The organism is Thalassotalea profundi (assembly GCF_014653195.1).
Taxonomy (GTDB): domain Bacteria; phylum Pseudomonadota; class Gammaproteobacteria; order Enterobacterales; family Alteromonadaceae; genus Thalassotalea_B; species Thalassotalea_B profundi.
Genome location: NZ_BNAH01000009.1, coordinates 34,783 through 54,324 on the forward strand (window position 1 = coordinate 34,783; position 19,542 = coordinate 54,324).

A 19,542-nucleotide genomic window follows, 5' to 3' on the forward strand; every position below is an offset into this window, starting at 1 on the left:
TATGGAAATTTCAACACTTTGTGCTTCAAATTTAGCCAAAGCATATAAAGGCCGTAAAGTTGTCAAAGATGTCAGCTTGGAAGTTCAAGAAGGTCAAATTGTCGGCTTGTTAGGACCAAATGGCGCAGGTAAAACTACTTCTTTTTATATGATTGTAGGCTTAGTCCCTAATGATAGCGGTAGTATTGTTCTTAATAGTGAAGATATTACCTTACTACCTATGCATGAACGCGCAAGAAAAGGCATTGGCTATTTACCGCAAGAAGCTTCAATTTTTCGAAAACTGACCGTTCATGACAATATAATGGCTATTTTACAAACACGTAAAGAATTATCTGATGTTGATCGACAAGAAAAGCTTGAACATTTACTAGAAGAGTTCAATATTAGCCATATTAAAGATAATTTAGGTATGAGTCTTTCTGGTGGTGAACGTCGCCGTGTTGAAATAGCTCGTGCATTAGCTGCTGATCCTAAGTTTATTTTACTTGATGAACCTTTTGCTGGTGTTGACCCAATTTCGGTAGGAGATATTAAAAAAATTATCCTACACTTAAAGCAAAGAGGCATCGGTATTTTAATTACCGATCATAATGTTCGTGAAACTTTAGATGTATGTGAACACGCTTATATTGTAAGTCATGGTGAATTAATTGCTCAAGGTAACTCAAACCAAATACTAGCGAATCAAACAGTAAGAGATGTATACCTTGGCGAGCAATTCACGCTATAGTATTAACTAATGCAAATAAACGTTATTAATAATTAAAGGAACTTAAGTATTTCGATGCGCCCTAGTCTGCAGCTCCGAATTGGACAACAACTTACAATGACCCCGCAGTTGCAACAAGCAATTAGGCTTTTGCAATTGTCGACTTTGGATCTTCAACAAGAAATACAAGAAGCATTAGATAGCAACCCATTATTAGAAGTTGAAGAATCTTCTAATTCGGATAGAGAAAGCAGCACTGATAATTTCGATGATGCATTTTCAGCTTCGGCTTCAGACAGTGATACCAAAAATTCGGCTAACAATGATGGTAGTGAAGATTCAACCCCAACCATTGACGAAATTTCAACAACCGAAGCAATGGATAAAAATGAAATCCCTGAAGAATTAAATATCGATACGACTTGGGATGAAAGTTTTAGTGCTGGCGTTTCTAATACCGGTGTCGGTGTTGCTAGTGAAGATTACACCTATCAAGGTGAAACCACAGACTCAATTCAAGATCACCTTCGTTGGCAAATGGATTTAACGCCTTTTTCTGATACAGATCGCGCAATAGCCACCGCTATCATTGATGCTATTGACGACGCTGGCTATTTAACTGTGTCTGCTGAAGATATATTAGAAAGTGTCGGAGTTGATGATGTCGAGCTTGATGAAGTAGAAGCTGTAATCAAACGCATCAATATGTTTGATCCCGTAGGTGTAGGCGCCCGCAGTATTGCCGAATGCTTACTTATTCAATTAAATCAATTTGATAAATCAACACCTTGGTTAGAAGAAAGTAAATTAGTTATCCGTGACTATATTGATCTTTTAGGTAGTAGAGACTATCGTCAATTAATGCGTAAAGCACGTTTAAAAGAAGACGAATTGCGAGAAGTTATTCGGTTAATTCAAACCCTTGACCCTCGTCCAGGTGACAGTGTAATTAAAGGTGAAGATCAGTACGTTATTCCTGATGTGTCTGTTGAGAAAAAAAATGGTCGTTGGGTAGTTGAACTTAATCCAGATACTGCTCCTAAATTATCAGTAAATCAACAATATGCATCAATGGCACGTTCAATGAAGTCTTCTACTGATAGCCAATTTATTCGTTCAAACCTACAAGAAGCAAAATGGTTTATCAAAAGTTTGGAAAGTAGGAACGATACCTTATTAAAAGTATCTAACTGCATTGTGCAACGCCAACAAGGCTTTTTTGAACATGGGCCTGAAGCTATGCGCCCAATGGTATTGAATGATATAGCCGAAGCCGTTGATATGCATGAATCAACTATCTCACGTGTTACCACGCAAAAGTATATGCATACACCACGCGGTATTTTTGAGCTTAAATTTTTCTTTTCCAGCCATGTAAGTACCGAGAATGGTGGCGAATGTTCTTCAACGGCTATTAGAGCATTGATTAAAAAACTGGTGGCTGCTGAAGTACCAGCTAAGCCTTTAAGTGATAGTAAAATGGCTGAACTACTTGCTGAACAAGGCATAAATGTTGCCAGAAGAACAATTGCAAAATACCGAGAGTCGTTATCAATTCCCCCTTCTAATCAACGTAAAAGTTTACTTTAAGTAAACTACAGCTAATAAGGATTTAATATTATGCAAATTAATCTTTCAGGTCACCATGTTGAAATTACTGAGGCGTTACGTGAAAATGTTAATACTAAGTTTGCCAAATTAGAGAGACATTTTGATCATATCAATAATGTATATGTGGTTTTAACGATAGAAAAAATTAATCAAATAGCTGAAGCAACTGTTCACCTTAATGGCACAGAAGTTCATGCTAAAGCTGAAAATGCAGATATGTATGCTTCGATTGACAGCTTAGTCGATAAATTAGACCGCCAAATATTAAAATATAAAGGCAAAATTACTCAACATTAATGCTATTAACCTAGCTAAGTAAATCGGTATTATGAAGTTACTTGAACTACTTAACTTGAATTGCACCTTATGTGCAGTTCAAGCTACAAGTAAAAAACGTATATTAGAAGTTATCTGTGATACCGCTTCTACTGAACTCCAAGATTTTTCAACATACGAGCTATTAACCAGTTTAATGGCCAGAGAGAAAATGGGTTCAACAGGAATCGGGAACGGTATTGCCATTCCGCACGGTCGTTTAGCTAACTCAAATAAAGCCGTAGCGATAGTTGCTACAACTGAAGAACCCATAGACTTTGATGCTATAGATAGCAGACCTGTAGATGTCTTTATTGCGCTATTCGTCCCTGAAGAACAGTGCCAAGAACATTTAGCCACTTTACAAAACATTGCTCAACTATTTACTGATAAACAGCTATCTAAGCAAATAAGAAAAAGTACTACAGCACAAGAGTTATTTGAATTAATAAAACACGCTAGCCAATAATAATAAAAATTTATTTATTATTTCTCTAGTAACTATTCCCTAGTGATTAATATTTAATAACTAGGACAACAAGGCTGATAAATGAAATTAACTATCGTTAGTGGTCGCTCAGGGTCGGGAAAAAGTGTTGCATTACGAATACTTGAAGATTTAGGCTACTATTGCGTTGACAACATTCCGGTAAATTTATTACCCGCATTAACACACACAGTAATTAATGACTATGAGACTGTAGCTGTTAGCTTGGATGTACGTAACTTACCAAATGATCCTAAAGACGTTTCAGAAATTCTTGATTATTTACCTAAAACTGTAGAGCTAAATATTCTTTACCTCGATGCAGATGATTCTGATTTAATTAAACGCTTTAGCGAAACTCGCCGCTTGCACCCGCTAATTCGACAAAATATTGCCCTTGATCAAGCATTAAGTTTAGAAAAGAAACTACTTGAACCCATATCGAGTCGTGCTCATTTATATATCAATACAAGTCAATTAACCCCGCACCAACTTGCAGATTTAGTTAGGGAACGCATTTTAGGTAAGAAAACCGGAACTATGGTCGTGGTTTTTGAGTCTTTCGGCTTTAAACATGGTGTACCACAAGATGCTGATTATGTATTTGATGCGCGATTTTTACCCAATCCTTTTTGGGAAAAAGAGTTGAAAACAAGTACAGGCCTTGATCAACCAGTAAAAGATTTCCTTGGATCTCAACCCATTGTTACAAAGTTTATTTGGCAAATTAATAGCTTTATGATGACATGGTTACCTCATTTAGAACGTAATAACCGCAGCTATGTCACTATAGCGATAGGTTGTACGGGCGGGAAACATCGTTCTGTATACATAGCGGAGTTACTGGCAAATAATTTACGTAAAGAGCGCGCCGATGTGCAATCACGCCATCGTGATATCGATAAAACCTCAACATAAAGCCAAGTAAATATGCCGAAATTCGATAAAACCATCGTTATCACTAATAAACTAGGCTTACACGCAAGAGCCGCAACAAAGTTAGCCCAACTGAGCCAAAAATTTGATGCCAACGTAACCATTACTTTAGCTGACAAAGAAGCCGATGCTAGCAGTATCATGGGGTTAATGTTATTAGCAGGCGCTCAAGGTAAAGAGGTAACAATCACGACTAAAGGTCAAGATGCTGAAAAAGCATTAAATGATGTTTGCCAGTTATTCGATGATAAATTCGATGAAGATGAATAGTCAGTCAGCTTCTCTAAACTCATGTATCTATGGTGAACGATTATTTTAATTGACTAATTTATGCTGTAAAAACAATTAGAAATATTCAAACAGCTTGAATAAAAAGCTGTAAAAAAATTTGATCTACGATAAACTTAACCTAAATAAGCTATTGTCTTCTATTAATAAATAATAAAGTCAAACAGCCAGTCTTTTTCATTTAAATCAAAATCTAATTTCGTTTTTTAACGGCAAAAGGTAACGAATTATGCCGGAAATTGTAGAACAAGAATACAGTCGGACTATACTGCAGCAAGTTAATGAAGCACTTGAAAGCGGTATGTTTGTCTATGTACGAAAGTTACTACAAAATATGCCTGCATATGATCTTGCACTAATTTTAGAATCCTCTCCAAGTAAAAGTCGTACTGTTCTTTGGCAATTAATTGACCCTGATCATCATGGTGATGTACTTGAAGAACTCAATGAAGAAGTCCGTAAAGGTATTCTTAAAAATATTCATCCTGAGAAGCTAGCTGCCGTAGCAGAAGGAATGGATACCGATGATTTGGTTGAAGTTTTAAGAACATTACCAGATACCGTATATAACAAAGTAATCGCATCGATGGATTCGCAAGACCGTGGGCGGGTTGAAGCCGCACTTTCTTACGAAGAAGACACCGCGGGCGGTATTATGAATACCGATACCATAACTATTCGACCTGATGTAACTGTCGATGTGGTATTACGTTATTTACGCTTAAAAGGCGAATTGCCCGAGGCTACCGACTCTTTTTACGTAGTTGATAGACAAGATCATTTCATGGGTGCGGTTTCAATATCTGCCATCGTTACAGCAAAACCTGAAGTAATCATTTCGTCATTAATAGATGAAGAAATAGAAGCGATATATGTTGATACACCAGAAAATGAAGTAGCCCAGCTTTTTGAAAGATACGATTGGTTTTCCGCTCCTGTCATTGATGCAGAAAGACATTTATTAGGCCGGATTACCATTGATGATATTATCGATGTTATTCGCGAAGAAGCCGAACATTCTATGTTAAGTATGGCAGGTCTTGATGATGAGGCCGATACTTTTGCACCAGTGTTTAAAAGTACTAAACAACGATCAATTTGGTTAGGGGTTAACTTAATAACAGCTTTATTCGCCGTAGCTGTTTCATCTATGTTTGAAGATATTCTTGGACAGCTCGCTATTTTAGCTATTTTAAATACCTTGGTACCAAGCATGGGAGGTGTAGCGGGCAACCAAACGCTAACACTCGTTATACGCGGGATGGCACTTGGTCATGTTGGCAAAAGTAACTCACGCGCCTTGCTATATAAAGAACTCGCAGTAGGATTTTTAAACGGTATTATATGGGCAGTGCTAATTGCTGCTGTTGTCGCTCTTTGGAAACAAGACTTTACCTTAGGTCTAGTCATTGCTTTTGCTATGTTAATGAATATGACTGCCGCAGGTATTGCTGGTGTTTCTATTCCTTTAATGCTCAAAAAAATGAAAATAGATCCTGCATTAGCGGGTAGTGTTATTTTAACAACAGTCACTGATGTTGTGGGGATCTTTGCTTTTTTAGGAACAGCTACCTTGCTACTTGGCTAAGATATAACCAACGCTTATAGCGCTTAGAATATGCTAAGCGCTAATACAAGCCATTTAGTTTCCAGCGACCTGCATTTCTGCTAATAAAATAGATCCCGTACGAATACTACCATGCATATCCGTATCATCCCCAACAGCGACTATCCCTTTAAACATATCTTTCAAATTACCAGCAATAGTAATTTCAGATACAGGGTATTGAATAATGCCGTTTTCCACCCAAAATCCAGCGGCTCCGCGTGAATAATCACCATTAACGACATTAACCCCTTGCCCCATTAATTCAGTGACCAATAAACCGGTACCTAACTGCTGTAACATTGAATCAAAATTTCCACCATTGGCAGAAATAAGCCAATTATGAATGCCGCCAGCATGCCCTGTTGTCGTTAGCCCTAACTTACGTGCAGAATAACTGGTTAACAAGTATGTAGCTAAATCGCCTTGTTCAATAATATTACGATCAACAGTAGCAACACCTTCACTGTCAAAGGAACTGCTCGCTAGCGCTGATTTAATATGAGGTCTTTCAGCGATAGTAATAAACTCTGGAAAAATAGGTTGGCCTAAGGCATCAAGTAAGAATGAGGATTTACGATATAAATTACCGCCACTTATTGCTGCAATAAAGTGCCCCCAAAAGGTATTAGCAATGTCAGCTCTAAACATTACAGGTACTTTACCTGTAGGTAATTTTCTTGCATGGAGTCTTGAAAGCGCTTCATGTGCTGCTTTTTTACCAACATTTATCGCTGAATCCATTAAATCAAAACGACGGTCAATGGTATATGCATAATCGCGTTGCATATCATCGTTATCACTTGCGATAGCAACACAGCTTAAGCTATGGCGCGAACTTGGATAACCGACTAATTGTCCATGGCTGTTTCCATACACTTTAAAGCCTTCATAACTATCTAGGGTCGCACCATCAGAATTGGTAATACGCTTGTCTGTTGCTAAAGAAGCCATTTCACATTCTTTAGCAATAGCAATTGCGTCATCTGTTGAAAGTTGCTTTGGATGATATAAATCGAGCGATTCTGGGTTCATTGCTAATAAGTTTTTATCGGCTAGTCCTGAACAATCATCTACCGAAGTAAACTTAGCAATATTAACTGCCGCTTCAACAGTTTGTTTTAAGGCTTTATCAGACAAATCAGCTGTAGAAGCACTACCTTTTCTTCCTTGTTGATAAACGGTGATGCCTAACGCACCATCATTAGTAAATTCGACGGTCTCCACTTCACCAAGACGCGTACAAACACTTAAGCCTTGTTGCTTACTCATTGACACTTCAGCACCATCAACACCTAAAAATTTAGCGAGCGCCAAAACTTCTGCTACTCGTGATTCAACTTGTTCCATTTGCTTGATGATGCTATTTGATTCTGCCATTTCGATGGGATTCTCTATAATTTTATGTATTACGACGATTAACTTGTCTTCTTTGAGCAAAGTTTAGTTTAACGCTAGAGCCAATTATACAGTTTGTTGTATAATGGAATTATCAATCGCTAAATTTGCCCTATTATTATGCCCGAGTCTGCTGAACAATTCGATGAAGAATTAAAAAGTAAGTCAGAAATAAAACGTGAAATGCACCAGTTACAAGATTTTGCTGAACGTTTAGTTAAACTTTCAAAACATCAACGTAGTAAAATTCCTTTTACTGAAGAGATCAAAGCAGATCTTATCTTAGCAGATAAAATCAATAATAAGCATGAGGCATTACGTCGCCACATTCGCCATATGGCAAAAGTACTATCTGAAACAGATCTAGAGCCTATTCATCAGGCACTTGATGTAATGGCAAATAAGCATCAACAAGAAAGTGTTAAGCATACCAAGCTTGAAACTCTACGAAATGAACTTATTGACCTAGGAAGTGAAAAAATTGAAGCAACACTTAACGAGCATCAAACCCTAGAGCGTCAAAAGCTACGCCAATTAGTTCGTATGGCTACAAAAGAAAAAAATAATGAAAAACTAGGTAAACATTATCGTGATTTATTTAGTTACTTAAAAGAAAATATCACGTTCTAATAGTTATATTCCCCAAATATCTTTTTGGGGAATTATTTTATTTTCAGGCGATTAGTTATAGCTCAACGTTATAATTCAAAAAAATTGGTAAATACTTTATACAGCTCGGTTCCTTGATTAACACTTGCCGAGGCGAAATGTAAAATAGGCAATACTTCGTGATCGAGTGATAAATAATGTAAAGGACCACCATTTTCCGTTTCATCATCTGTACCAAAATGATAATTATCCATTCTCAAAATTCGTGCTAATGGCTCACCAGCCGCTAACGGTTTACCAAATTCAGCTAGATAATCAACCATTCCACCCATTGGAGAATAGTAGGCTTTATAGTCTTTTAAATAACAGCCATAACGTGTCATGACTTGAGGTTGATATTCTGGGGCAGCAATAACTCCTTTATATTGCAAGTAAGCTAAAATACTTTTTGCATCATCAAGCGCTACATCAAGATCTATTTGCTCTTGTGAGCCAAGCTCGACAGTAAAGCTTTCTTTATTCAATGCTTTCGAACTAATAGAAAACTTAATCCCAAGCTCGGTAAAAGCTTCTTGCAAATACCACCAAGGACAAAAAGTTGCTTCATCTAATGCGCCACCAAATTCATTTGGGATCAATAACGTATGAGGAATATCAAAATATTGTGCGCTTTCCTGAGCATATTCAGGACAATAAAGGTGTTTACTAGAAATAGGTCCCGTATGTAAATCAAGTACCAAATCGGCTTGATGAGCTAAGCGTTGTAACTGATATGCAATGCGTTGACCCGTAGTTAAACCAAAAATATTGTGCTCTAGTTTCTGTTCGATTTTTTCAATCATTAATTGCTTAAAGTTAGCTTCGATAGTTGCATCGTCTTTACCAATACTGTCACGAACAAAGGGTTTGATTATACTTTCATCAAAGTGATACATCCTGTTCCAATTCACCCCAGTGATAGGATCAAATCGCCCTAACGTATATTCGCCATTTTTATGATTACACGCTACAGGGTTAGCATAAGGTACTAAAGTGATATTTCCTTTAATATCGATATTTTTCAATAACTCTAACAACTGAAAAATAACCGCATTGCCTTGCACTTCAGCGCCATGCATATTGGCTTGTATATAAACACTAGGAGCATCGCTGTCCCCCTTAATTCTATATACGGGAACGGTAAGTGCGGCACCACTTGCCATTTCACCAACATGCATCACTTCTTTAGAAAAATTATTCATTAATAGTTGCTCAATTTCTACTTTTTATAAGACCTAAGCTAGATACCAACTTGCAGGTTGTGCTGTTCTGACTTCTGTCATTAATCCATTTTCAATCACGTATTCTGCCGCTGTTTGATGGCAGAGAAAAAATGGCATACTCTCGGTAAAACCATAAGCACCAGCAAAAGCAAAGATAAGTTCATCACCTACTGTCACATCATCAGGTAAAGGTAAGTGGCCCAATTTGTCCATACTGGTACACAAAGGGCCATGTATATCGAAATTTATATTTTCTGCTTGTGATTCTCGTAGCAAACGTACAGGAAAAGGTTGATCTGTAATTGCTGGGCGGATCAAATGATTTATTCCTGCCGCCAACACTAACTGTTCTTGTTGATAATTAACTTTACGATCAATAACCGGAACCACATAAAAACCACAATGAGCTACCGCATAGCGACCGAGTTCTAACCACAACTCTTCAACACTTGCTTGAGCTTTAATTTTTGCCAAATCACTAATGATTTGTGGCCAAGATAAGACTTGTCCTTCTTCAAGGTAATCAACGCCTAAACCACCACCTAAATCTAATATTTTAAGTTCCATGCCGATCGATTGTGCTAAATCTACTAGCGGGGTCACCATTTGCTGCCATAACGAATACATTTTTTCATTACTGAGCATATTTCCCCATTGAAAAATATGTAAACCACAAAGGTCTAAATGAGGATATTGTTCAATATGAATACCTTGCCATTCAGCAATTGATAAGCCAAACGGTGTTAAGCTATTACCTCCAAGGGGGTTTTTCTCACCCTCTTGCCACTGCAGCTGAACTCGAAGCAAAACCTTTGGACACTTATTCAAACTTTTAGCTGCTTGCTGAAGCCAATTTAATTGGTTTAAGCTTTCAACGACAAAAATTTCAACGCCCTCGGTTAAAAACTCAGTCAGTTGTGATAAAGACTTAGCAGGCCCCGTATTTAAAATACGCTTTGGTTCAATTCCTTGAGCAAGAACTTGTTTTAACTCGCCACTACTCGCCACATCAAAATTAAAGCCTGAACTATCTAATGTTTGAATAATTCGAGAAAGCGGATTCGCTTTAACGGCATACCATAACTTAATAACATTTTGTTCCTGTAGTGTAAGTAAGTGCTTTTTTAGCTCATCAAGTTGATAAATAAAATAAGCCTGCTCGTCAGGGTTATTCCCTTGATGAGATAATAATGTTTGCTGTAGTTCAGGTGTTAGCCAATTTGCATAATCAGACATAAATAAGCCTTAACGTAATACAGATTCTAACGCTAATGACGCATCACTTTTCTCATCACGATACTTTACAATTAATGCACATGCCATATTCAACCCTTGTGCTGCAGCCCAATCACCGGAAACAGGACGTGTGCCAGGAACGACAACCGCACGCTCAGGAATGTCTGCGCCTTTTTCTAACATGACTTCATTAACACAATCGTAAACTGGCACTGATGCCGATAAGAACACACCTGGTGCTAATACTGCACCTTTTTTAACAACGATACCTTCAACAATGACAACGCCTGCACTTAAAAATGCACCATCTTCAATAATGACAGGGCTTGCGCCAATAGGCTCTAAAACACCGCCAATTTGAACCGCTGCAGATACATGAACATTTTTACCTATTTGTGCACATGAGCCAATTAAAGCGTGGCTATCAACCATAGTGCCGCTGTCAACAAAAGCGCCCACATTAATATAAGCTGGGGGCATAATAATCACGCCACTTGCTACATGAGCACCGCGACGAACAGACGATCCTCCTGGAACTAAGCGCACGTTATCTTCACGGGTAAATTCACGCGCAGGTAAATTATGTTTATCAACAAAGCCTTGATATATACCACTAAACTCTTGGTTTTCTCCTGCTTTAAATGCCGCTAATATGGCTTGTTTAACCTCAACATTTGCTTTCCAATTACCACTTTCATCTTGATTTGCAGCGCGGATAGTACCTGCTTCTAGTTGATCTAAAGTTGCTTGCCAATTCATTACTACTTAACTCCGATAATTTGTTGTGACTGATTATCCAGCCATTGATTTATTAATTGATCAACGTCCACTAAACCATTATTTGCGGCTAATTCATGCTCCGTTAATGGCGCCCGTAATGTGGGTGTTGTGATCATAGATTTTTGTGCCATAAGCACTTTTGTTGGAATAGGGCTACTTACTTGAAATAAGGCATCTACTGCATTTTGCCACAATGGAAATAACCCTTGATGTTGTCCTGATAAGGCTAAACTTACATATTGATGTGTTGCTTCAGGCCACACATTACTAGCAACAGATACCAAACCAGCTACGTTAGCACCCGCTAAATAAGGCATCATGGCATCTTCACCACTAAATAATTGAACCTCTGGGCAATGCTGCTTAAAAGCAAGAAACGTAGATAAATCACCACTGGCTTCTTTCAATGCCCAACAATTAGGATGATTTTGTAGCTGTTTTACTGTGGTTATGGGAATATTAACCCCACTTCTTGATGGTACATTATATAACATACAGGGATGCTCAGATCGCTCCAACAGCGCTGAAAACCATTGAGTTTGCCCAACAGCACCAGGCTTAGCGTATATAGGAGTACCTAGTAAATAAGCAGCGATAGGAAGCGAGTTACAATGTGCTATCCACTCAAGCTGTTCAGATAAATTATAACCGCCAACAGCAACCATTATAGGTGCTTCAAGCGCTAGTCCAGTTACAAATTCAACTATAGCTTGTTGCTCTTTAGCAGTTAACGCTAACCCTTCCCCTGTACTACCAAGCAATAAAATGCCATTTCCAGCGTCACTTTGACGCTGAGCATTTCTTTTAAGGCTTGAAAAATCAATCGCACCTTGAGGATCAAAAGGTGTGACTAATGCAGTCCACAGGGTGGTTGTACTGATAGTATAACTATGTGTTTTTTGACTTAATTGATTGTTCTGATTCATTTCTCTCGAACTCACTTCGTTCGGAGAACTTAAAGGCGTTTGCTAGACCCAACGCTCGTGAATGGTTGAGTTTCGACAAAGGCCAGAAGCTCTCCACCCAATAGGTGACAGTTGTTAGGATTCAACCTATACAACCGGCAAATACATCATCAAAAATGTACTTGCCTCGGCGTTACACTAACTAATAAGTGTTAACTTATCGCTAGTTTTTATCCCCTCACTATTAATCACTAGAGTTTGATCTCTTCATAATAGTTACCTGATTAACGCACCTCTTCTGACCCTTTTTTAGCTTGCTGGTTTAGCTTTAAAACAACCAACAGCTCAAATAAAGGACGTGTATATTACATCATTTAATACCTTGAATAGTCAATAGAGCAACGGATAACTAATTAGAACAAATTTTACTAAGAGATAACTTAAGTTTGTCTGAATGAGTACTATGCCAGACGTTGTTATAAAGATTTAAATCTTTTCAAAAGAAAAAAGATAAACCTCGAATGACTATAAAATTTTACTATAGCTAATAATAGCTCGCTCTATTTCAGCGAGTCTATCTTGCCCCCAATAAACTTGTTCTGCATAACGAAAACATGGAACCCCCCAAAAACCTAGTTTATCTAAAATCATTTGATTAGTATCTGACCATTGCTGCCAATCATGCTCTAATCCATACTCGAGAGCATCTTGATAATCCAATGAAAGATCTTGGCATAAAGTAATTAAATTTTCTGTAATAGCCACATCAATATTACGCACGTAAATAGCATCGAAAACGGCTTCAATAAAAGCCTGTGATTTACCTTTTTCGCAAGTATATGCAAATACTTCAAAGCATTTAACGATGCCTTCACCTATAGGATCAACAAAGCTTTTATAAGGAACACCGGCACTTATAGCTTCTCGATTAGCATCCATGTAAATATACTTTTTTTTACATTGAGGTACCTCCACGTTACGCATAACTAAAGGTAATATTGGCTTTAAAATTAATGGTATTTGGTAATGCTCACATAGTGATTTGACTTTATGGAATCCCACATAAGAATATGGGCTTCGTAATGATAAAAACATTTCTATTGGTTGAAATAAGTGATCACTTGTTTTTAACTTACAAAGACTTTTATTATCTTTAGCTAAAAAAGCCATTGAGTTAGCATTATATTTAGGTGTTTGATTGCTTTCACAAGCATAACCTTTTTCAATTAATTTATGCTCTAGATACCATAAACGATCAACCCCAATATACCATTCACCTAAATATTGAATTGACGCCGGAGAATAATGTCCCTTATCAAACAATCGTTGTTGATTCTTTATTTGAAAGTTAATGACAGGTGTAGAAACATGATAATAATGTTCGAAATCGTTGTCCCATGTTTGTCGAAATATAGCTAATGCATTCGTAAGGTTTGTAGTTTGCATTTGCCACAACTGCTGCCCAGTAAATAAAGCATTAGCATTAGGAATTTCACGAATAGTTGAAAAGCCATATTGTCGAGCAATCAGATTAGCGTCGTTAATAACCCATTTTCTCCAAGTAACAGCATCAACTGAAAGACTAATTCTCGATTCATAAACAAGGTACAAGCAAAATGTCGCGGTGAAACGTTGCTCTAGTTCAACTAACGCCTGAATAAGCATATAGCTATGAGGATCATTTAATGCAACATAGACATCTATTTTAGGCGTAACTCCTAAAAATTTGGGTAAACTCGAATACCTAAATGCTAAGCATTGTTTTCTCAAGTCACTTCGCAACCATCGAGTTTGTAATGCAACAAGCTTTTTTGAGCCGATAAATCTCTCCTAAAATACAATCTAATATTAGTATTAATTTGCCATCAATAACACGAAGAAATGAAATCTCAAACTAATACAAGCTTGGTCAGAAGCTACGAATAACGTACAATAAACTTATATTCTTACATAAGATACAACCTTATCATCGGACTTAGTCATGTCATTAACAAATATCAGCCAATTATTGATGCGTAATCAGGACTTATTAATTGCAACTCAACCTTTGTTAGTAAATATGCCCGATGATAATTTTGCCCGCGAATTGTTACGGATTAATCCAATGTGCGATCTAACTGTTTTTGACAATAATTACGCGAATCATTTAGCTCATCAAAAAGCTACTAAAGATAAGCATACAACAATGTTTGATGCTTATTATCACAATACAATTAAACATGACTTAATTGTTATCTATTTTCCCAAAAGTAAGAAGGAATTACCCTTTACTTTAGCAATGTTAAATCATGTATGCACTGACAACACCAGAATATTAATTGTTGGAGAAAATAATGGTGGTATAAAATCGCTTGCTAGTCTAGAAAATAAGCTTTTTAACTACTGTGAAAAAATCGACTCTGCAAGACATTGTGTTCTTTTTGAAATTGGTATCCCCCTACAGCAAAAAGTCTTTAATATAGAAGATTGGTTCGAATACTATACTGTTGAAATAAACCAGTGCGCTATACAGGTTGCTTCACTCCCAGGCGTTTTTAGTCAGGCTAAACTTGATGTGGGTACTAGAGTTTTATTGGAGAACTTACCTAACGTTCAAAAAGGGGAATTGCTTGATTTTGGTTGTGGGGCCGGTGTTATTGCAGCTTTTATAGGGAAAAATTCGGCTAGTGTTACATTATCATTAACAGATGTAAGTGCTTTAGCTTTAATGTCAGCTGAAAAGACACTAACACTGAATAATTTAGTTGCAACGATCTTCCCAACAGATAGCTTAAGCAATATCAAAAAACAGTATCAACATGTCATTTCAAATCCTCCCTTCCATCAAGGCATTAAAACACACTATCTGGCAACAGAAGATTTTCTTAAAGGCATCAGCAAGCATATAATTGATAATGGTAGCTTAACAATCGTAGCTAACAGCTTTCTACAATACCAACCTATTATGGAAAAAGCATTTGCTAAAGTTAGTAAATTAAAACAAGAAAAAGGCTTTAGTATTTATCATTCAATAACTAGCAACAAAAGATAAGTCAATATAATTTCAATCATTTGTTGCAATTTCAATAAATATCTACAATTATCTGTAAAGGGTATTTACTAATTAATGGTAAGAAATATAGCATGCTAGCTCCTAAGAATATAAAATCGATACGACATACTTTGTTGGTTTTAATCGTAGGTGTTATCTTTTCATTTTTCATTCTTTTCGCACTGTATCTCAGCCATTTATTTATAAAAGAAAGCGAGAAACAGTCTCAAATTAATGTGCATTATTGGGCACAGTATATTGCCAATATTAGCTCAGAGTATCTTAACAAAGACCAAAAAAGCAGAGCTGAATTGCATGCTCAGCTTGTACAACTAAAACCCTTAAATTTAATTAAGCTTATTGATATTTATCAATATGATAATGAGACCAAAACAGAAGAATTTTACCTTAGTTATCATAACCAAAAACCCTTTAAAACTGAGAAAGATTACCCCTCCATACAATTATCCCTCGAAGAGCGAGAGAATATAAAGATACCTCATATTACCGAACATTATACTGAATATTTTATACCTGTTGAAAAATCCGGTAACATAATTGGTTATATTTACCTTCAAACAAATACTTATTCAGGCTTAGCTCAAACAAATCAGTTATTAATCATACTCGCTATTGTATTTGTTATTTTATTGAGCATTCTAAGATATGTCACTTCACGTCTTGAGTTTATAATTACCTCTCCGTTGGACAACATAACAAGCAATATTCAACATATTGCAAAATCTAAAGATTATTCTTTAAGGTTAGAAAGTATGCCTTATCAGGAGGTCGATATACTGGCGCGAAGCCTTAATATATTCTTGACTCGAACTGAAAAACATCACATGAAGCTGCAACAATCTGTTCAGCAAAGTATTGAACGCACACAAGAATTAGAAACGAAAATAGTCAATCGTACCGCAGCTCTAAAAGAATCTAATCAAGAGTTACTTTCTACATTAGAAAAACTACACCAGTTCCAAGACCAATTAGTTGAAAGCGGTAAAATGGCTTCACTTGGCGATATGGTGGCGGGTGTTGCTCACGAAGTAAATACACCAATTGGTTTAGGAGTTACAGCGTCAACTTTACTTTCTGACCGTTTAATGGAAATGAAAGGTCACTTCGAAAATAAAACATTAAAATCAAGCCAGCTAAAACGTTTCTTTAATGAAGGTGCCGAGAATGTTGGTATTATATATAGAAACTTAAAACGCGCTGCCGAACTCATCTCTAGTTTTAAAAAAGTGGCCGTTGATCAAAGCAGTGAGGATATCAGAGAATTCAACATGAATGAGCTGATCAGTGAAGTACTTCTCACTCTTGCGCCTCAAATAAAAAATACACCTTATAGAGTAGATGTTGCTTGCCCTCAAGATTTATTAATTTGGAGTAAACCTGGGCCTATCAATCAAATTTTTATCAATTTAATTCTAAATTCTATCTTACATGCATTTGATAATAGAAATAATGGCACAATAACAATAGCTATCAGCTTAATAGAAAATAATATAAATATTAGCTTTAAAGATGACGGTAGCGGTATAGACGAAACTATCAAAAACAAAATTTTTGACCCCTTTATCACTACCAAACGTGGTTCAGGTGGTAGTGGATTAGGGTTACACTTAGTCTATAACTTAGTCACACAAGCATTAGGTGGGAGTATCACTATTGAAAGTGAACTAGACAAAGGAACAGAATTCAAAATTATTTTTCCGTTAAATCTAGACAACAATTACGCTTAAAAATTGATATCGTTCAATAATAACTTTTATTTTCTAGTATAAAGTATAACAACAATTTATATTAACAATTGTAAACAAATAATAACGCTTTTATAATTTAAAATATTATAAATGTACAATTAGCAAAAGTGGACAAACTGACATGCACAAACCTCATATACTCATTGTAGAAGACGAAGATGTAACTCGTTTTAATCTACGTAATTTATTTGAAGCAGAAGGCTATAACGTTTCTGAAGCAATAGATGGGGCTAGCATGGATCAACAATTGCAAAACAATGCAATTAATTTAGTTATAATGGATATTAATCTACCTGGTAAAAATGGATTATTGCTTGCTAGAGAACTAACAAAAAACAATGATCTAGGGCTTATCTTTTTAACTGGCCGTGACAGTGATATTGATAAAATTTTAGGCCTAGAAATAGGTGCTGATGACTATTTAACTAAACCATTTAACCCTAGAGAACTTACTATCCGAGCAAGGAACATTCTCAATAGAATCAATCAAGCCCCTAACGAACAAGACAACGCAATAGTTAAGTTCAACCAATGGGTATTAGACGGTAACTCTCGTAAAATGACAGCGCCAGATGGACAAGTTATTTCTATACCTCGTGGTGAGTATCGTGCATTACGGTTACTAATTGCCAATACAGGACAAATTGTTACTCGCCAACAACTTATAAAAGAGATGACCGGTAGAGATTTACGTTCAAATGATAGGACCGTAGACGTAACAATACGTAGATTACGCAAACACTTTGAATCTGTTGAAGGAGCCCCCGAATTAATCAATACCATTCATGGTGAGGGTTACCGTTTTGTAGGTAAGGCAGAGTAATCTGCCAACAAGCTCTCTGTAATGATTTAAAATCACATAACTTATTGTGGTTTTAAATCTAACCATTTATTAAATGCGGCTTTCGCTTGATTATTTAACTCTATCAGACTTTCAATATCTCCCGTTTTAAGCAACCAATCTTTAGTAGACTTTTCTAACGATGCCACTTGTTTATGCACTTGCAATAAACCAACACTTCCCGCAGCACCTTTCATTTTATGGCAAGAGTCTTGCCAATTTGTTTGAGACTGCTCGCTCATTGATAACGTTATTGCTTCAATATAAAGTGTTGATTGTTGAGTATAAAGTTCAAGCATTTTTCGAACAACAGAGACACCTAAGTTATCAACATAGCCTTGCAACAACTCAATATCTAATTGTGCACTTTCTTCGATAGACATTACTTTTTGCAAATGAACCCCCTTACCTTGAATACTTTTGAGTATTCTAACAAAATTAGATGTAATTTTCTTATTACTAAAGCAAAGATTTACTATTAGCAATTCAAAGTCAAATGTCTCTTAATGTTAGACTTTAGTATTTATTATCGTTGGCAGCGGCACATATTGATTTTCGAGTGCTTTTCATTCAAAATACACGCCCTTAAAAATAGACAATTGTAATCGGCACTGAAACTGTTACGTCTCTTTAGTGAACGAATCAATAATTAATTAAATATCAGTTAGATAGAGAGTTCATACTATTAATCATTATTTATGGTTAATATCCTACTATCTTACTTGCGGAGTAATAATGTCAACATCGATGCCAGATATCGCTAATCATACGACGGCACAAACCGAAGGTACTTTAGATTGGGTAGGCATGAGCAATATAGAAATGCCAATTATGCTTGCTTCCAAAGGTGAGTCTGAGCGAATGGTTTCTGCTTATGTTGACGCATTTGTTAACCTAAAAGAACCTAAAGCAAAAGGCATACACATGTCTCGCTTGTATCTGTTACTGGATGATTTATCCAATAATGGTGTATTAAACTATAAAAGTTTAGTTGCTTTACTTGATGGTTTTATTAGCTCTCATCATGATTTAAGTGATAATGCTAAGGTAAAATTTACCTTTGACTACCATTTACGAAGAAAATCGTTAATCAGTGGTAAACAAGGTTGGAAAGCATACCCAGTGACATTGACTGGTAGACTTAATCAAGGTGCATTAACTATTGAATTAGCTGTTGATGTTCGCTATTCCTCAACTTGTCCTTGTTCTGCTGCTTTAGCTAGACAGTTAATTCAAAGGGCATTTAAAGATAAGTTTTTGAATGAAGATGCTGTTGATCTCAATGATGTACATGAGTGGCTAGGCACTACTGAAGGCATCGTAGCAACTCCTCACAGCCAACGTTCTGTTGCAGAAGTCAAAGTAAAACTTGCAGAAAATATTTCTGAGCTGCCGATAACGGATATTGTTGATGCTATAGAGAATGCATTACAAACCCCCGTTCAAGCGGCTGTAAAACGTGAAGATGAACAAGAATTTGCTCGACTGAATGGGCAAAACTTAATGTTTTGCGAAGATGCCGCTCGTCGTTTACAACATATAATGCTATCAAATAGTAATTATGATGATTTTTGGCTTAGAATCAATCACCTTGAGTCTTTACATGCTCATGATGCGGTAAGTGTTACCACAAAAGGCGTTATTGGTGGCTATCTCCCATAGATAAATATGATTTAATAGCCAATGAAGCTCATTGGCTATCTCCCATAAATAAATTTATTAATAAAAACCCAATCAAAAAGCAACTCTTGATACG

General features: G+C 36.4%; 19 protein-coding genes and 1 riboswitch. Of the genes, 12 read left to right on the top strand and 7 right to left on the bottom strand.

Going from position 1 to position 19,542, the window contains the following annotated elements; translation table 11 throughout:
• Position 1 precedes the first annotated feature (1 nt).
• The 7 genes from lptB (at position 2) to mgtE (ending at position 5,937) form a co-directional block, all read left to right on the top strand.
• Positions 2–733: an LPS export ABC transporter ATP-binding protein gene (lptB, locus tag IE155_RS11605; RefSeq protein WP_189378423.1), complete on the top strand. Its 732-nt coding sequence runs from the start codon at positions 2–4 to the stop codon at positions 731–733.
• Between the two features lie 54 nt (positions 734–787).
• Positions 788–2,302 carry an RNA polymerase factor sigma-54 gene (locus tag IE155_RS11610; protein WP_189378424.1) on the top strand — a complete coding sequence of 505 codons (1,515 nt, stop codon included), beginning with the start codon at positions 788–790 and terminating at the stop codon, positions 2,300–2,302.
• Between the two features lie 30 nt (positions 2,303–2,332).
• Positions 2,333–2,620 carry a ribosome hibernation promoting factor gene (hpf, locus tag IE155_RS11615; protein WP_189378425.1) on the top strand — a complete coding sequence of 96 codons (288 nt, stop codon included), beginning with the start codon at positions 2,333–2,335 and terminating at the stop codon, positions 2,618–2,620.
• A gap of 31 nt (positions 2,621–2,651) precedes the next feature.
• Positions 2,652–3,107, top strand: a complete 456-nt coding sequence (gene ptsN, locus IE155_RS11620) for a PTS IIA-like nitrogen regulatory protein PtsN (RefSeq protein WP_189378426.1) — start codon at positions 2,652–2,654, stop codon at positions 3,105–3,107.
• Between the two features lie 81 nt (positions 3,108–3,188).
• The gene (gene rapZ / locus IE155_RS11625) at positions 3,189–4,043 is read left to right on the top strand and encodes an RNase adapter RapZ (protein WP_189378427.1); all 855 of its coding nucleotides are present in this window, start codon (positions 3,189–3,191) and stop codon (positions 4,041–4,043) included.
• A 12-nt stretch (positions 4,044–4,055) separates the two neighbouring features.
• Positions 4,056–4,331: an HPr family phosphocarrier protein gene (locus IE155_RS11630; RefSeq protein WP_189378428.1), complete on the top strand. Its 276-nt coding sequence runs from the start codon at positions 4,056–4,058 to the stop codon at positions 4,329–4,331.
• Positions 4,332–4,578: 247 nt separating this feature from the next.
• Positions 4,579–5,937: a magnesium transporter gene (gene mgtE / locus IE155_RS11635; protein WP_189378429.1), complete on the top strand. Its 1,359-nt coding sequence runs from the start codon at positions 4,579–4,581 to the stop codon at positions 5,935–5,937.
• Positions 5,938–5,991: 54 nt separating this feature from the next.
• Here mgtE and pmbA read toward each other — a convergent pair whose 3' ends face one another.
• Complete coding sequence (pmbA, locus tag IE155_RS11640; protein WP_229817255.1) at positions 5,992–7,335, bottom strand: metalloprotease PmbA; 1,344 nt, start codon at positions 7,333–7,335, stop codon at positions 5,992–5,994.
• 138 nt (positions 7,336–7,473) lie between these two features.
• Between pmbA and yjgA the strand changes: the two genes are divergently transcribed.
• Positions 7,474–7,983: a ribosome biogenesis factor YjgA gene (gene yjgA / locus IE155_RS11645; RefSeq protein WP_189378430.1), complete on the top strand. Its 510-nt coding sequence runs from the start codon at positions 7,474–7,476 to the stop codon at positions 7,981–7,983.
• A 68-nt stretch (positions 7,984–8,051) separates the two neighbouring features.
• Here yjgA and IE155_RS11650 read toward each other — a convergent pair whose 3' ends face one another.
• The 5 genes from IE155_RS11650 to IE155_RS11670 form a co-directional block, all read right to left on the bottom strand.
• Positions 8,052–9,203 carry a succinylglutamate desuccinylase/aspartoacylase family protein gene (locus IE155_RS11650; protein ID WP_189378431.1) on the bottom strand — a complete coding sequence of 384 codons (1,152 nt, stop codon included), beginning with the start codon at positions 9,201–9,203 and terminating at the stop codon, positions 8,052–8,054.
• Between the two features lie 33 nt (positions 9,204–9,236).
• Positions 9,237–10,460, bottom strand: a complete 1,224-nt coding sequence (locus IE155_RS11655; RefSeq protein ID WP_189378432.1) for a PLP-dependent decarboxylase — start codon at positions 10,458–10,460, stop codon at positions 9,237–9,239.
• Between the two features lie 9 nt (positions 10,461–10,469).
• Positions 10,470–11,219, bottom strand: coding sequence for a 2,3,4,5-tetrahydropyridine-2,6-dicarboxylate N-succinyltransferase (locus tag IE155_RS11660; protein WP_189378433.1), 750 nt, complete (start codon positions 11,217–11,219; stop codon positions 10,470–10,472).
• A gap of 2 nt (positions 11,220–11,221) precedes the next feature.
• Positions 11,222–12,166, bottom strand: a complete 945-nt coding sequence (dapA, locus tag IE155_RS11665; RefSeq protein ID WP_189378434.1) for a 4-hydroxy-tetrahydrodipicolinate synthase — start codon at positions 12,164–12,166, stop codon at positions 11,222–11,224.
• Between the two features lie 78 nt (positions 12,167–12,244).
• Positions 12,245–12,451: riboswitch (Lysine riboswitch) on the bottom strand.
• 219 nt (positions 12,452–12,670) lie between these two features.
• Positions 12,671–13,915 (bottom strand): DsbA family protein, encoded by a 1,245-nt coding sequence (locus tag IE155_RS11670; RefSeq protein ID WP_189378435.1) that lies wholly within the window; start codon positions 13,913–13,915, stop codon positions 12,671–12,673.
• Positions 13,916–14,126: 211 nt separating this feature from the next.
• Between IE155_RS11670 and IE155_RS11675 the strand changes: the two genes are divergently transcribed.
• From IE155_RS11675 to arcA, 3 genes are all read left to right on the top strand, one after another.
• Complete coding sequence (locus tag IE155_RS11675) at positions 14,127–15,176, top strand: methyltransferase (protein WP_189378436.1); 1,050 nt, start codon at positions 14,127–14,129, stop codon at positions 15,174–15,176.
• A gap of 92 nt (positions 15,177–15,268) precedes the next feature.
• The gene (locus tag IE155_RS11680; RefSeq protein ID WP_189378437.1) at positions 15,269–16,924 is read left to right on the top strand and encodes a HAMP domain-containing sensor histidine kinase; all 1,656 of its coding nucleotides are present in this window, start codon (positions 15,269–15,271) and stop codon (positions 16,922–16,924) included.
• 142 nt (positions 16,925–17,066) lie between these two features.
• A complete protein-coding gene (gene arcA, locus IE155_RS11685) occupies positions 17,067–17,768 on the top strand; it encodes a two-component system response regulator ArcA (protein ID WP_189378438.1) in 702 nt (233 codons plus the stop codon).
• A 41-nt stretch (positions 17,769–17,809) separates the two neighbouring features.
• On the opposite strand, the gene IE155_RS11690 is transcribed toward arcA, so the two are convergent.
• Positions 17,810–18,181 carry an Hpt domain-containing protein gene (locus IE155_RS11690; RefSeq protein ID WP_189378439.1) on the bottom strand — a complete coding sequence of 124 codons (372 nt, stop codon included), beginning with the start codon at positions 18,179–18,181 and terminating at the stop codon, positions 17,810–17,812.
• A gap of 340 nt (positions 18,182–18,521) precedes the next feature.
• On the opposite strand from IE155_RS11690, the gene folE2 reads away from it, so the two are divergent.
• Complete coding sequence (gene folE2 / locus IE155_RS11695; RefSeq protein ID WP_189378440.1) at positions 18,522–19,448, top strand: GTP cyclohydrolase FolE2; 927 nt, start codon at positions 18,522–18,524, stop codon at positions 19,446–19,448.
• Positions 19,449–19,542: the final 94 nt, after the last annotated feature.